This is a genomic window from Pseudomonas hamedanensis (assembly GCF_014268595.2).
Lineage (GTDB): Bacteria > Pseudomonadota > Gammaproteobacteria > Pseudomonadales > Pseudomonadaceae > Aquipseudomonas > Aquipseudomonas hamedanensis.
Genome location: NZ_CP077091.1, coordinates 3,391,007 through 3,404,741 on the forward strand (window position 1 = coordinate 3,391,007; position 13,735 = coordinate 3,404,741).

Below are 13,735 nucleotides of genomic sequence, written 5' to 3' on the forward strand. Positions count from 1 at the left end.
GCACCACAGATCCAATGTGGGAGCGAGCCTGCTCGCGAAGGCGGTCTGACAGACACCGCGTCTCATCAGGCTGCCGCTCTGCTACCATGTCGCGCAATCGCCCCAGCCCGTGACGACGCCCGCCCATGCCCCACGCTTGCCGCTCCACCACCCAGCCCGAATTGACCGCCCTGTTCGGCGATGTGCAACAGCACTTCCTCAACGTGATCGTGCCGCTGTGGCAAGGCCCGGGCTGGAACGCCGACATGGCGCTACCGTACGAGGCACTGGACGCCACGCACCAGCCATTGCCAGCGCAACGCTACCGGGCGATGGCCTGTGCGCGGCAGTTGTATCTGTTTTCCAGTCTGATCGGGGTTGTGGATAACGCAGACGTCCGTGCGGCGGCGTTGTTCCGGTCCTTGCAACGGCACTTCCACGATGCCGAGCACGGTGGCTGGTTTTACAGCATCGATGCCCAGGGCAAACCGCTGGACGTGCGCAAGGATCTCTATACCCACGCTTTCATCCTGTTTGCCTGCGCGCACTTCTGGCAGAAGTCCGGCGATCCGCTGGTCGAGTCGACGTTGAACGCCGCCCTTGAAATCATCGGTCGACGCTTCGCTACTGGCGATGGCCTGTACGAAGCATGCCTTGAGCGCGACTGGATCACCCTGCAGACCGGCCCGCTGCAAAACCCGTTGATGCACCTGGCCGAAGCCTTTCTGGCGACCCTCGCCGTGCGTGAAGACCCGCAGACGCAAAAGGCGCTGCTTGAGTTATGCACAGCCATGCACAAGCATTTTGTCGATCCGCAATATGGCGTGCTGATGGAGAAGCCGCTGGGCGCTGTGGATAACTGGTACGAGCCGGGGCATCAGTTCGAGTGGTATTTCCTGCTGCAATCGTCGGCGCTGTTGCGTGGCTCGAAACTGCATGGCGCGCTGGATCGAGCGTTTGCCTTTACCGAGCAGTACGGCGTGCTGCAATCGTGCGGCGCGGTGCGGGCGATGCTCGATCTGGAAGGTGATGGACGGCCAAGGGACTCGACGCAGCGGATCTGGGCCCAAGCCGAATACCTGCGCGCGCTGACGTTGCGCGCTGGCAGCGAAGCGGTGGTGTTGCGCCAGTTGCAGGCGTTGCGGCAGCGGTTTCTGCATGCTGGCGGGTGGCATGAATGCCGGGATGAAAACGGCGAGGTCAGTCGCAAGGACATGCCCTCGACCACGCCATATCACTTGGCGACTTGCTATAGCGGACTGGCTGAATATCTGCGCTGACCTGATGGCAAAAGGGATTTACTGTGGCGAGGGGATTTATCCCCGCTGGGCTGCGCAGCGGCCCCGCTCTCTTCAGGGCCGCTGCGCGCCCCAGCGGGGATAAATCCCCTCGCCACAACTGTGTTCTCAGCCGAAATCCGGGTCAGATCAGGCAATCCACTTCTTGTCGCCTGTGAAGCTGATGGTCAGCCACCGCGCCGCATCCGGCTTGCCCAACTGCGCCGAAATCTCCTCGCGCAACGCATCCAGTTGCCCGACATTGCTCAGCGAATAATCCGCCGGCAACACCACGTGAATCTCGATAAACCGCGCCCGTCCGTGCTTTTGCACGTAGGACACATAATCGTCGAAACCATGCGTGACCTTCGCTGCGTCCATGACCTGACGCACCTGATCATCGAGGACGTCCGGGGCAATCCCCAGCACATCGCGTAACGCCGGGCCGAGGATCTTGAACGCCGGTGGCAACATGGTCAGCGCCAATACGATCAGGATCAGCGGGTCGACATACACCGCCCACTCGCCGTACCCCTGGGACCTGAGCAACAGCGCCGCAAGGAAACTGATCAACAACCCCACCGAAAGCATCGCGTCGACCAGCCAACTGATGTTGTCGAACTGGATCAGGCTGGATTTGAGTTGGCGATTACGGTGGCGCACGTAGAAGAAATAGGCGAACTCGACCACCGTAAACACCGCGGCATAAACGATCACCAGACCCAACTCGATCTCACGCCCTCCGTTGATGATGCCGAACACGCCGTTGAGAAACGCGTAGATGGCGATCAACAGCAGGAAACTGCCTTCGATCAGCAGCACCATCGGTTCCAGGTGCCAGAAACCGAACTGGAAGCGCTGATTGCTTTGTTTGGCGATCAACCTGGCGGTGATCAGCATCAGGACTTTGATGAAGGTTGCGATCAGCGAAAAAAAACCATCGAACAGGATGGATTGCGAACCTGAAACAAAACCGGTGACGATCCCGGCGATCGCCACGGCAAACATCAGCAGTGTCGATTGTTTGAGCAGTGCCTGCTCACCTCGGTTACTCACTTTGACTCCTCGAAAAACCTGAAACACCGCAGGGTGCGGTGGGGTTGTTGCGAGGGGAGTTTACCTTATCAGCGGTTTTCGCCCGATTATGTGGCGAGGGAGCTTGCTCCCGCTGGACTGCGCAGCAGGCCCTGCTTCTTGCTGAGTTGAAGAGCAGAGGCGCTTCGCACCCCAGCGGGAGCAATCTCTGGCCACAGGATCAGGTATCAGGCTTTGTTACGTTCGATGGCAAACCCGGCCCAGGTCTGGCTCACCGGCATCAGCTCCAGGCTGTTGATGTTGATGTGCGCCGGGGTGTTCATCACCCAGAAAATCGTCTCGGCGATGTCCTGCGGCTGGATCGGCTCGGCACCGGCATAGGTCGCGTTATAGCGCTCCTGGTCACCGGCAAACCGTACCAGCGAGAACTCGCTTTCGCACAGGCCGGGTTCGATGTTGCTGACCCGCACGCCGGTGCCTTGCAGGTCGCAACGCAGGTTCAGCGAGAACTGTTTGACGAACGCTTTGGTCGCGCCATACACGTGGCTGCCCGGATACGGATAGTTGCCAGCGATGGAGCCGAGGTTGACGATACCGGCGCCACGCCCATGAGCAATCAAGCGCGGCAGCAGCAGGCGGGTGGCGTACATCAGACCTTTGACGTTGGTATCGACCATGGTGTCCCAATCGTCCAGATCGCACTTCGGCGCCGGGTCCACGCCCAGCGCCAGGCCGGCGTTGTTGATCAGGCCGCGCAGTTTGGCGAACGATGGCGGCAGGTTGGCAATCGCCTCCTCCATCGCCTTGCGGTCACGTACGTCGAGAACCAGACCGTGCACTTCAGTCTGCTTCGACAGTTCGGCACACAGGGCATTGAGGCGTTCCTCACGACGACCGGTCAGCACCAGTTTCCAGCCGGCCTCGGCAAAACGACGGGCACAGGCTTCACCAAAACCGGAGGTCGCACCGGTGATAAACAGGGTGTTGGACATCGTGTTCTCCTTGCTTCGGCCACCGCGGCGGCCCTTGGAATAGAAAATCAGCAGGCAGCATGCCCGCCCTCGCATTCACGGGCAACACCTACAATCTGTACAAAAAACGACCAACCGCGCCAACGCCATAGCGACCGTGGCCTGTAGCCATGTGCACGCATGTTATCCACAGTCTGCTCCACAGTTTTCGGGGGCAAGTGCAACGGCGCCAAGCCGCGCCCCACAAGGCTTTGCGGGCGAAATGCAAAGTTTTTTGCTTGACCCTGAGGCAATGGATGTGCGGGACATGGCATTTTGCACGACCGATGGCTCAACATCGTGATCGCGCGAGGCCAGCAATTACGGCCCTCAGCGCAGTCTTTCCAGAGTTTAATCACAGACTTATCCACAGGCTCGACTACCCGTGAGCAGGCCGGTCAGCCGCCCTATAAAAAGGTTGACAATAGCGCCTAACGCTTGCTTGAAATCGCCTGATCAAAAAACAACCACAACCCTGAAAGCCTTGCGCCATAAGGCCTGCGACCACATACACCCACGTTATTCACAGCCAGCTCCACAGCAAACGGGGACAAGTCAAAACTGTGGAAAAACAGCCGTTTGCAGCGTCTATATGTCGCGCTTTGGCAGCTTGGGGAATTTGTTTTCCACAATTCCGAACTCGCGCAATTCCCCTGTAGGAGTGAGCCTGCTCGCGATAGCGGTAAATTGGCCAACATCTGAAGTGACTGACCCACCGCTATCGCGAGCAGGCTCACTCCTACAGGGGGTAGTGGCGAGCTTGGGGATAAAAAAGCCCCGGGACTTTTCGTCGCCGGGGCTGTGTATACAGCGGGAAAATTCAGTGTCCGCCCAGATAGGCGTTACGCACTTCCTCGTTCACCAGCAGTTCTTTACCCGTACCCGTCAGGCGAATCTCGCCGTTGACCATCACGTACGCCCGATCCGACAACTTCAGCGCATGGTTGGCGTTCTGCTCGACCAGAAAGATCGTCATGCCGGTTTTCGCCAGCTCACGCAGTGTCGCAAAGATCTGCTTCACCACGATCGGTGCCAGCCCCAGGCTCGGCTCATCGAGCAGCAACAGCTTCGGCCGGCTCATCAACGCACGGGCGATGGCGAGCATTTGCTGCTCGCCACCGGACATGGTCATCGCCCGTTGCGTACGCCGTTCTTCGAGCCGTGGAAACAGCTCGAACATGCGCTGCATGTCCTCTTTGGCGTACTTGTCGCCAATCGGGATGGTGCCCATCAACAGGTTTTCCTCGACGGTCATGTCAGGGAACACCCGCCGCCCTTCCGGCGATTGCGCGATGCCGTTGGAAGCGATGTAGTGCGAGGACTTGTGGGTAATGTCGACGCCTTGATAAAGGATCTGCCCGCCCGCCGCCCGTGGCTGGCCGAAGATCGACATCAACAACGTCGATTTGCCCGCGCCGTTGGAGCCGATCAGGCTGACGGTTTCGCCTTCGTTGATCTGCAGCGAAACGCCTTTGAGCGCCTGGATCGGGCCGTAGAACACATCGAGGTTTTTCAGTTCGAGGATCGCTTGGCTCATACCAGTTCCTCTTCGTCGGCGCCCAGATAGGCCGCAATCACTTTCGGGTCGTTGCGGATCGCTTCCGGCCCGCCCTCGGCGATGACGATGCCGTGGTCGAGCACCACGATGTGATCGGAAATGCTCATGACCATGCCCATGTCGTGTTCGATCAGCACCACGGTCAGATCGTGCTCGTCGCGCAGCAGCCGGATCATCGCGCTCAGCGCTTCGGTTTCCTGAGGGTTGAGGCCGGCGGCCGGTTCGTCGAGACAGATGATCTGCGGCCGTGTGCACATGGCCCGGGCGATTTCCAGGCGGCGCTGCTGGCCGTAGGACAGCTCACCGGCCAGGCGGTTGGCACAGTCCACCAGGTCGACCACTTCCAGCCAGTAGAACGCGCAATCCAGCGCGTCGCTTTCGGCCTTGCGGTAGCCCTTGGTGTTGAGGATGCCGGCGAGCATATTGCGGTTGACCCACATGTGCTGCGCCACCAGCAGGTTTTCCAGCACCGACATTTCCTTGAACAGGCGAATGTTCTGGAACGTGCGAGCCAGACCGGCGCGGTTGACCAGATGGGTGCCGCCGAACATTTTGTAATACAGCCGGCTGAGGAAGGATTTCGGCGAGACGAAGTCGGTCGGTTTGAACGACTCGCCCAGCAACTGGATGACGTTAGTCTACTGCCCGCGCACGTTGAGTTCGATCTTGCCGCCCGTGGCCTTATAAAATCCGGTCAGGCAGTTGAACACCGTGGTCTTGCCGGCGCCGTTGGGGCCGATCAGGGCGAAGATCGAGTTGCGTTTGACCTTCAGGCTGACATCACTCAAGGCCTTGATGCCGCCGAAATGCATCATCAGTTTTTCAACAGAGAGTACGACTTCACTCATGGCGCAGTCCTCTCGTAGTGAATGGCACCTTTGCGTGGTTTGACCCCGGTGCGGCTGATGCGGATCAGCCCGCGTGGTCGCCAGATCATCATCAACACCATCAGAATGCCGAACAGCAGCACGCGGTATTCAGCGAAGCCGCGCAGCAGTTCCGGAGCGACGGTGAGCACGAATGCGGCGATGACCACACCGATGGTCGAGCCCATGCCGCCGAGCACGACGATGGCGAGAATCAGCGCCGATTCGAAGAAGGTAAACGAGGTCGGGTTGACGAAACCTTGGTAGGTGGCGAAGAACACCCCGGCCAGACCCGCCGTCGACGCACCGATGGTAAACGCCGAGAGTTTGACCAGTACGTGGTTGAGGCCCATCGAGCGACAGGCGATCTCGTCCTCACGCAGGGCTTCCCAGGCGCGGCCGACCGGCATTTTCACCAGGCGATGCTTGACGTACAGCACCGCCAGCACCACCAGGAACAACACCGCGTAGATGAAGTAATACTTCACGTCGGGGTTGTAGGCGATGCCGAAGAACTCGTGAAACGGCACCCCGCCATCCTTCGCGCGCTTGCCGAACTCCAGACCGAAGAAGGTCGGCAGTGGCGCCGGCATGCCGTTCGGTCCGCCCGTCAGCGACAGCCAGTTGTTGAGCACCAGACGAATGATTTCACCGAAGCCCAGGGTCACGATTGCCAGATAGTCACCGTGCAGGCGCAACACCGGGAAACCCAGAATGCAACCGGCCAGGCCCGCCGTGATCGCTGCCAATGGCAGCACCGTCCAGAATCCCAGGCCCAGATACTGGTAACCCAGCGCCAGACCGTAGGCGCCGATGGCGTAAAACGCCACGTAACCCAGATCGAGCAGGCCGGCCAGACCGACCACAATGTTCAGCCCCAGCCCCAGCAGCACGTAGATCAAACCGAGGATGACCACGCCGAGCAGGTAGGAGTTGGAAACAAACGGCACGATGATCGCCAGCACAATGATCAGCGGGATGATCCAGCGCAGCCGCGATTTGTAATCCGCCGGCAGCACGTGCACACCGGAGCCGCTGCTCTCGAATCCGTCGAGGATCTTCAGGCCCTTGGGCGTTTGCAGGAACAGGCTGAGGGCAAAGCGACCGGCCATGACGATGGCTATGATCCACGCCACGCGGGTCGCTTCGAGGTTGAAGCTGTAACCGTCAAGTACGACACCGACAATCGGCCCGAACACGATCAGCGCAATCAGGCCAGCCAGAATCGCCTCGACCAGACTTTTTTTGATATCGATGGATTTTTCAGTGGTTGCAGACATCGCTTACACCTTCGACACAAGAGGACGGCCCAACAGGCCCTGCGGCCGGAAGACCAGTACGAGGACGAGCAGCGAGAAGCTGAACACGTCTTTGTAGTCGGAGTTGACCAGACCGGAGAACAGCGACTCGGAGATGCCGAGAATGATCCCGCCGAGCATCGCGCCGGGCAGTGAACCGATACCACCGAGGACCGCCGCGGTGAACGCCTTGATGCCGATGATGAAGCCGGCATAGAAGTCGAACGTGCCGTAGTTCATGGTGATCAGTACGCCGGCCAGTGCCGCCATGGCTGCACCGATGATGAACACATAGGAAATTACCCGGTCGGTGTTGATCCCCAGGATCGAGGCCATCTTGCGGTCTTGCTGGGTCGCGCGGCACATGCGGCCGAGCTTGGTGTATTTGATGATGTAGGTCAGCAGACCCATGCCGACGAACGCGGCGATCAGGATGAAGACTTTGGTGTAGGTCAGTTGCACGAAGCCGGTTCCGACTTCAACACGCCAGGCACCGGTCAGCAGCGTAGGCACGCCCTGTTGTTTGGCGCCTTGGGCGATCTGCGCGTAGTTCTGCAGAATCAGCGAAATACCGATGGCGCTGATCAGCGGCGCCAGCCGGGTGGAGTTGCGCAGGGGTTTGTAGGCGACTCGCTCGATGACCCAGCCATACACCGCCGTGACGACGATGGTGAAGATCAACGTGCCGAGCATCAGCAGCGGGAAGGATTCGATACCGAAGTACGCCAGCAGAGCCAGACTGATTGCCGCCAGGTAAGCGGAAATCATGTAAACCTCGCCGTGGGCGAAGTTGATCATGCCGATGATGCCGTAGACCATTGTGTAGCCGATGGCGATCAGGCCATAGACCGACCCGAGGGTCAGGCCATTGACCAGTTGCTGCAGGAAAATACCATCCATAACGCAATCTCACGCAGTGAGAACCTGCGCACCGGGGCGCGCGGTTCTTCTAGGAAAAATACAGATGTACGTCGGAGCAATGTCGGAGAGCGATCATCAGCCGCCACCGTCCCCTGTAGGAGTGAGCCTGCTCGCGATTGCGGACTGACAGGCAACACAGGTGTTGAATGCTCAACCGCTATCGCGAGCAGGCTCACTCCTACAAAGGAACCGTGGTGATCAGATGATCGCCTCAGCCCTTACTTCTGCTTTTCCAGCTGGTGATATTTGCCATCCTTGTCCCACTGGTAAACCACGTAGTCGGAGACTTTCAGGTCGCCCTTGGCATCCCAGGTCTTCTCGCCCATCACGGTTTTCACCGGGTTGGCCTTGAGCCACTTGGCAGCCGCTTCGCCGTCGTTCTTCTTGGCACCGTTGAACGCTGCCGCCAGGGTTTGCACCGAAGCGTAGGCATACAGGGTGTAGCCCTCAGGCTCGGTACCGGCCTTGCGGAACGCGTCCACTACGGTTTTGCTGTCTGGCAGCAGGCGCGGGTCGGCGCCGAAGGTCATCAGCACGCCATCGGTGAATTGCGGGCCGCCAGCGGTGGTGACGAGTTCGTCGGTAACGATGCCGTCATCGGACATGAACTTGACGTCTTTGAGGCCTTGCTCACGCAGTTGACGAACCAGTGGACCGGCTTCCGGGTGCAGGCCACCGAAGTAGACGACATCGGCGCCAGCGCCACGGATCTTGGTGACGATGGTGCTGAAGTCTTTCTCGCCACGGGTCAGGCCTTCGTACAGCACCGGCTTGACGCCGCGTTTTTCCAGCTGTGCCTTGGTGGCGTCCGCCAGGCCTTGGCCGTAGGTGTCCTTGTCGTGCAGCACGACAACCTTTTTGCCTTTGAGCATGTCGACGATGTAGTCGCCGGCAACGATGCCTTGCTGGTCGTCACGCCCGCACATACGGAACATGGCACTCAAGCCACGCTCGGTGACTTGCGGGTTGGTCGAGCCCGGGGTGATCGCGATGATCCCGGCTTCGTCGTAGATTTCCGACGCGGGAATGGTCGAGGAGGAGCAGAAGTGACCGACCACGCCGGCGACTTTCTGGTTGGTGAGGTCTTTGGCGACCGTCACCGCCTGCTTCGGTTCGCAGGCGTCATCGCCCTTGACCAGGACGATTTTTTCCCCGTTGACACCACCTGCCGCGTTGACCGCGTCGGCCGCCGCCTGTGCACCCTTCATGTACTGCTCGCCAAATGCCGCGTTGGCACCGGTCATCGGACCCGCTACACCGATCTTGATATCAGCTTGAGCAAACGCAGAAACACCCAGCGCAGTAGCCACTGCGAGGGCCAGAAAGCCTTTCTTGTAAAACGTCTGGGACATGAGGTGGTGCTCCAAGGTTTTTTTTAGTTGGCACTGCGACTTCACTTCACTCAAAGCTCAGAGCAAGGCCCGTGCCATCGGTTTTTTATTCGGCAAAAAGTCGCTGTGTTGTTGTTATTTCGACTGTTTCGTTCCCATTTTCATTGGGCGTGCAACCGTCTAAACCGCGGAAGGTGAAACCATTTATTTTTTCAGGCGCAACCCGCACACGCCATCATTGCAACCGCAGCGGCAAACGACGTGCAACCAGCCTGTAACAGCCCGCGTCACCGAACTGCACACTGCTGGTGCGAGACTGCTACAACCCGCACCATTACAGGCTAGTCGCTCGATGCAAAAGCGCCGCTCGCAGCAACAAATTTCAACACTCAAATGACAATGCGCAGGCACTGGCCCGCGTGGTACAGCGAAAATCCGGCCTCGTACAGGCAACTGCGCAGGCCAGCGCCCGCCAAGGGCTGCATCGGTGCAAAGGGAATCGGCAGTGCTTGTGGATCGCCATTGCACAGGTAATCGGCGAAGGCCTTGCCAACCACGGTGCCGGTCGTCACGCCACGACCGTTATAACCGGTAACGGCCACCAGCCCAGGCGCCGGTTCGAACAGGCGCATCAGATGATCAGGGGTAAATGCGATGCGCCCGGTCCAGGTGCATTCCCACTCGACCGGCTTCAGATTGGGGAAGTAATGTTGCTGCACCCGGTCGGCCCAGGCCTTGAGAAACCAGGTCGGTTTCTGGTTGCCATTGCCCAGACTGCCGAGTAACAGACGGCCGTCCTTGTCGCGACGAATGCTGCTCAGCACCTGACGGGTATCCCACGAGCCCTGCCCGCCGGGAAGAATTGCCTGCGCGGCGTCCTCGGTGAGCGGCACCGAGGCGACCTGATAATAATAACCGGGGAAAAAATTGCGCTTGAGCTCGGTCCAGTCGCCTTCGGTGTAGGCATTGGAGGCGATGACCACTTGTTCGGCGAGCACCGAACCCTGCCCGGTCTGCACCGACCATTGCTGGCCGACGCGTTCGAGTCGAGTCACAGCAGAATGGTCGAACATCTGCCCGCCGAGACCGATGACCGCGTTCGCCAGGCCGGTGACATACGCCATCGGATTGAGCGTGCCGGCGCGGCGATCCAGCAGCGCGGCGGCGATCTTCTGCGTGCCGGTGGCTTGTTCGCAGGCCTTGCCGGTGAGTAATTCAACCGGCGCGCCACGGCGTTTCCATTGCTGCTCGCGACTGCGCAAGTCCGCCTCGCCCTTGGCGTTGTGCGCCATGTGCAAGGTGCCTTCGCGGCGCAACTGGCAATCGATGCCGTACTTGTCCACAAGGCTGAACACCAGCGCCGGCGCCGCGCCGAGCATGCGGTTGAGCTGACTGCCGATCGCCTCGCCAAAACCGGCTTCGATCTCGTCCGGTGGAATCCACATGCCGGCATTGACCAGCCCGACGTTGCGCCCGGAGCCGCCGTTCCCTGCGCGATGAGCCTCCAGCACGCAGACGCTTTTACCTTTTTCCAACAGATGCAGCGCCGCCGACAACCCGGTGAACCCGGCGCCGATCACGCAGACATCGACCTTGACCTCGCCCCTGAGCGCCGAATTATCCGGCCGTTGTGGCGTGAGCTTTTCCCACAGACATTCTTCGCGTAACGGCATTGCCAGACTCCAACAGAAACCCAACAAACACACAAATCAATGTAGGAGTGAGCCTGCTCGCGATGACGTCGGCACATTCAACATCAATGCTGACTGACAGATTGCTATCGCGAGCAGGCTCACTCCTACAGGGGATCTTCCCTTGTCAATCGAAGGTAATGCCCTGCGCCAACGGCAATTCCAGCGAATAGTTGACGGTGTTGGTCTGCCGGCGCATGTACGCGCGCCAGGCATCGGAGCCGGATTCGCGACCGCCGCCAGTCTCTTTCTCGCCACCAAACGCGCCGCCAATTTCGGCGCCGCTCGGGCCAATGTTGACGTTGGCAATCCCACAGTCGCTGCCGACCGCCGACATGAACTGCTCGGCCTCGCGCACGTCGGTGGTGAAGATGCACGATGACAGGCCTTGCGGCACGGCATTGTTCAGGCGCAGCGCTTCTTCAAAATCGCTGTAGCCGACCACGTAAAGAATCGGCGCGAAGGTTTCACTGCAGACCACGTCGCTCTGCTCGGGCATTTCGACGATGGCCGGCGAAACGTAATAGGCGTTGGGAAACTGCTCTTGCAGTTGACGCTTGCCGCCGAACACACGCCCGCCTTCGCTCAGTGCCTGCTCCAACGCATCCTGCATGTTTTCGAAGCTGTGCTTGTCGATCAGCGGGCCGACCAGATTGCCTTCCAGCGGATGGCCGATGCGCACTTTCGAGTAGGCAGCCTTGAGGCGCGTGACGATTTCTTCCTTGACCGATTCGTGAGCGATCAGTCGACGCAAGGTCGTGCAGCGTTGCCCGGCGGTGCCGACGGCGCTGAACAGAATCGCGCGCACGGCCATGTCCAGATCGGCACTCGGGGCGAGGATCATCGCGTTGTTACCGCCCAGTTCGAGAATGCTGCGGGCGAAGCGCGCGGCGACTTTCGGCGCTACTTCGCGGCCCATGCGCGTGCTGCCGGTGGCGCTGATCAGGGCGACACGCGGATCATCGACCAGCGCTTCGCCGGCATCGCGACCGCCGATCACTACTTGGCAAAGGCTCGCCGGTGCATCGCTGAAATTCTTCACTACGCGATCAAACAGCGCCTGACAGGCCAGCGCCGTCAGCGGAGTTTTCTCTGAGGGTTTCCACACCACCGGGTTGCCGCAGACCAGCGCCAGCGTGGTGTTCCACGCCCACACCGCGACCGGAAAGTTGAACGCGCTGATCACCCCGACCACGCCGAGCGGATGCCAGGTCTCACGCATGTGGTGGCCCGGTCGCTCGGAGGCGATGGTCAGACCGTACAACTGGCGCGACAGGCCGACGGCGAAGTCGCAGATGTCGATCATCTCCTGCACTTCACCCAGACCTTCCTGGGTGATCTTGCCGGCTTCCCAGGAAACCAGCTCGCCCAGATCGTTCTTGTATTCGCGCAGCACTTCACCGAATTGACGCACCAGCTCGCCGCGACGCGGTGCCGGTACCTTGCGCCACTGCTCGAATGCATGATCGGCGCGACTGATGTGCTGCTCGACTTCGGCGGCGCCTTCCCAGTTCACCGAGGCAATGCAGCTGCCGTCGACAGGCGAATGCACCGGCACTTTGCCGTTCTGGTACAGGGCCGGGTTTACCCCCAGACGATCAAGCAATGCGGCAACCATGGGTCTCTCCTTACACAAAAACAGTAGGTGTGCGGCCATTCTTTCCATGGCCGGGCAGGCCTTTAGTTGTAGCGTCACCAGGGCAATGCAACAAACGACCTTTACGCCAGATATCATTCCGTTTATTCATGCTGCGTGTAGAAAGACAATAAAAAGGACTGGCCATGCTGAACAAACGCCACTTGCCCTCAATCACTGCGTTGCAGTGCTTCGAAGCGGTGACCCGGCACCTGAGTTTCACCCGCGCCGCCGAAGAGCTGAACCTGACCCAGAGTGCGGTGAGCAAGCAGGTCGCTCAGCTTGAAGAATTGTTGCAGCACTTGCTGTTCCGCCGCGTGCGTCGCCGCTTGCAAATGACGCCGGCCGGGGATTTGTACTTGGTGGAAGTCAGGAAAATCCTTTCTCAGGTGGAAATGTCGACCCATTACCTGCGTTCCTACGGCGGCGAGACCGAAGTCCTGCGTGTCTCCACGCCATCGACCTTCGGCGCGCGCTGGCTGGTGCCGCGCCTGAAAGGCTGGCGCCTGCGCCACCCGTCGATTCATCTGGATTTGTGCAACGAGCAAGAGGCGGATGATCTGTTACAGGGGCGTAGCGATCTGGCGTTCTATTTCGGCCAGGCATCGCGACCGGGCACGGAATGCCTGAAACTGTTCGGCGAAGAACTGGTGCCGGTCTGTGCACCCGGTAGCCTGCCCGACACGCCATTCACTGACCCGACGCAACTCACCGATCTGGTGTTGCTGCAAAATGCTTCGCGCCCTCAGGCTTGGCACGACTGGTTCGACAGTCAGGGCTACCACACCGAACACAGCTACCACGGGCCGCGTTTCGAGACCTTTTATATGTGCATTCGGGCCGCACAAGTCGGCTGTGGTGTGGCGCTGCTGCCGCGGTTTCTGGTGGAGGAGGAATTGGCCGAGGGCAAACTGGTCATACCCTGGCAACACGCCATGCCCAGCAGCGACGCCTATTACCTGGCCTATCCGGAACACGCGGCGGAAGTGCCGAAGGTGCGCGACTTCGTCAAATGGATGCTGGCGCAAATCGATAGCCCGGCTTGAAACTGACCTGGCCCTTTTTGTGGGAGCGGGCTTGCTCGCGAAAGCGGTGTATCAGTCGATGCAAGAGTGGCTGGTTTACCGCATTCG

10 protein-coding genes and 1 pseudogene are annotated in these 13,735 nt (G+C 59.9%); 2 read left to right on the forward strand and 9 right to left on the reverse strand.

What is annotated here, in order from left to right; genetic code table 11:
* Nucleotides 1-125: 125 nt before the first annotated feature.
* Complete coding sequence (locus HU739_RS14720) at nt 126-1,259, forward strand: AGE family epimerase/isomerase (RefSeq protein WP_186547591.1); 1,134 nt, start codon at nt 126-128, stop codon at nt 1,257-1,259.
* Nucleotides 1,260-1,406: 147 nt separating this feature from the next.
* On the opposite strand, the gene HU739_RS14725 is transcribed toward HU739_RS14720, so the two are convergent.
* The 9 genes and pseudogenes from HU739_RS14725 to amaB form a co-directional block, all read right to left on the reverse strand.
* A complete protein-coding gene (locus tag HU739_RS14725; RefSeq protein ID WP_186547593.1) occupies nt 1,407-2,312 on the reverse strand; it encodes a cation diffusion facilitator family transporter in 906 nt (301 codons plus the stop codon).
* A gap of 206 nt (nt 2,313-2,518) precedes the next feature.
* A complete protein-coding gene (locus HU739_RS14730; RefSeq protein WP_186547595.1) occupies nt 2,519-3,283 on the reverse strand; it encodes an SDR family oxidoreductase in 765 nt (254 codons plus the stop codon).
* An 838-nt stretch (nt 3,284-4,121) separates the two neighbouring features.
* On the reverse strand, nt 4,122-4,838 hold the full coding sequence (locus tag HU739_RS14735) for an ABC transporter ATP-binding protein (RefSeq protein WP_186547597.1): 717 nt from the start codon (nt 4,836-4,838) through the stop codon (nt 4,122-4,124).
* Nucleotides 4,835-5,707 (reverse strand): annotated as a pseudogene (locus HU739_RS14740) (ABC transporter ATP-binding protein). Before HU739_RS14740 ends, HU739_RS14735 begins: the two are co-directional and overlap by 4 nt.
* A complete protein-coding gene (gene livM, locus HU739_RS14745) occupies nt 5,704-7,005 on the reverse strand; it encodes a high-affinity branched-chain amino acid ABC transporter permease LivM (protein ID WP_186547599.1) in 1,302 nt (433 codons plus the stop codon). Before livM ends, HU739_RS14740 begins: the two are co-directional and overlap by 4 nt.
* Nucleotides 7,006-7,008: 3 nt before the next feature.
* Entirely contained in the window at nt 7,009-7,923 is a 915-nt protein-coding gene (locus tag HU739_RS14750) for an ABC transporter permease subunit (RefSeq protein WP_041480712.1), read from the reverse strand.
* A gap of 239 nt (nt 7,924-8,162) precedes the next feature.
* On the reverse strand, nt 8,163-9,296 hold the full coding sequence (locus tag HU739_RS14755) for an ABC transporter substrate-binding protein (protein WP_186547601.1): 1,134 nt from the start codon (nt 9,294-9,296) through the stop codon (nt 8,163-8,165).
* Nucleotides 9,297-9,664: 368 nt separating this feature from the next.
* Entirely contained in the window at nt 9,665-10,948 is a 1,284-nt protein-coding gene (gene amaA, locus HU739_RS14760; RefSeq protein WP_186547603.1) for an L-pipecolate oxidase, read from the reverse strand.
* A 145-nt stretch (nt 10,949-11,093) separates the two neighbouring features.
* On the reverse strand, nt 11,094-12,584 hold the full coding sequence (gene amaB / locus HU739_RS14765; protein WP_186547604.1) for an L-piperidine-6-carboxylate dehydrogenase: 1,491 nt from the start codon (nt 12,582-12,584) through the stop codon (nt 11,094-11,096).
* A 164-nt stretch (nt 12,585-12,748) separates the two neighbouring features.
* Between amaB and HU739_RS14770 the strand changes: the two genes are divergently transcribed.
* The gene (locus HU739_RS14770; RefSeq protein ID WP_186547606.1) at nt 12,749-13,648 is read left to right on the forward strand and encodes a LysR family transcriptional regulator; all 900 of its coding nucleotides are present in this window, start codon (nt 12,749-12,751) and stop codon (nt 13,646-13,648) included.
* The last annotated feature ends 87 nt before the right edge of the window (nt 13,649-13,735 follow it).